1 protein-coding gene is annotated in these 1,368 nt (G+C 56.8%); it reads right to left on the bottom strand.

Features of this window, described 5'->3' with window-relative positions:
- Window positions 1–189: 189 nt before the first annotated feature.
- The coding region (locus IB277_RS37545) for an ISL3 family transposase (protein ID WP_192373400.1) at window positions 190–1,368 on the bottom strand (1,179 nt) is incomplete at its 5' end.

The raw sequence follows: 1,368 nt of genomic DNA, 5'->3' as shown, positions 1-1,368 counted from the left end.
GACGCCTAAAAATTGCGCCGCGGCGGGAGTGTAACTCCGGTCGGGCTACGCCCTCCCTTCGTCACACCCCCGCCGCCGAGTCTCATCCTGATTGACGCTGAATCTCACCTTGATTGCCGCCGCGCAGTCGAGGCGCTAACACTCTGTTAACCACAGAAATTGAGGAAGAACCTGTTTAAGGGTTCATCCTCAATTTCTGTGATTCAGCGGCAGCATTCTCGCCCTCATCAGTTCGGGGCCGGCGCGACCGTACATTGCTCGCTTCAGCATCTTGAGGCGGTTGATCTGCCCTTCGGCCTGACCGTTGCTCCACGGGAGTTCGATTGCATTTTTGACGGCATCAATATCCCGGCGCAAAACGCTGGCGAAACGCATGATTGCCGTGAGCTCGGTGTCGATGGCATCGTCGATCCATTCATCCAGTGCGTCCGGGCTCCTGCTGCGCAAGATGCCGTTGAAGCGCATGGCCAAGCGACGCATTATGGCGAACACTCGAGAGCCCTGCTTCAATGCATTGACCTTTCTGGCCTGACGATCTGTCAGCAGGCCGCGCGGTTTTATGCACAAAGCTGCGGCCACCACAGACGAGATCATATGGCCGGTGTCAGGATCTCGGACGGGTTCTGAAACATCCGTCTCCGGAGGCGGCTCGTCGGGTTGAATGTTCTCGATCTCACGCCACACCTTCAGCAAGCGCTCCAAATTGGAGCGGCTGCCCGTGTAACCGCGGTTCTTGATATCGTAAAACAGATGGCGCCCAACCCGGTTTCCATTTTTCCAGCATTCAGCCAGGAAAGCTTCAAAATACAGTGGCGATGTCGGATTCAATGCTGCCCGGTTTCTGTCTCGAGGTGCATTGGAAATAAGCCAATTCGCGATGCTGCGGCGCTCGTATCCGGTCCGCCTTGCAATCTCGCTGTAGGTGAGGCCCTGCTGCCGCAAAGCTTGAAGCGTGTCGAATATTTCCTGACGAGATTGCCTGTGCGCCAAGCGGGCACGGCGCTGTTGTGACCTGGCGCTGGCGATAGCATCTTCGGAGAGAATGGGTCTAACATGGGCGTGACCATAAACGCTCATCTGTTCCTTGATTGCCTCTCTGAGATTTTGAACCAGATGAAAACGGTCAGCCACCTGGCGGGCCTGCGGGGCGCCCTCTCGGGCCGCCTGAGCATACAAACCGCAGCGATCTCGGCTCACGACCTCGATCGTCGGACGCTCTTGCAACCAAGATTTTGCGCTCTCGACGCTGCGGTCCTCTAAGATATCGACGACCGAATGACGCTCAAGATCGACCATGATCGTCCCGTACCGCGAGGAATGCCGCCAGCTCCAATCATCAATGCCCACAACCCGAATAGTGTCTTTTTG

It is taken from the genome of Ensifer sp. ENS07 (genome assembly GCF_014852185.1).
Lineage (GTDB): Bacteria > Pseudomonadota > Alphaproteobacteria > Rhizobiales > Rhizobiaceae > Ensifer > Ensifer adhaerens.
This window is presented reverse-complemented; position numbering and strand designations above follow the sequence as displayed.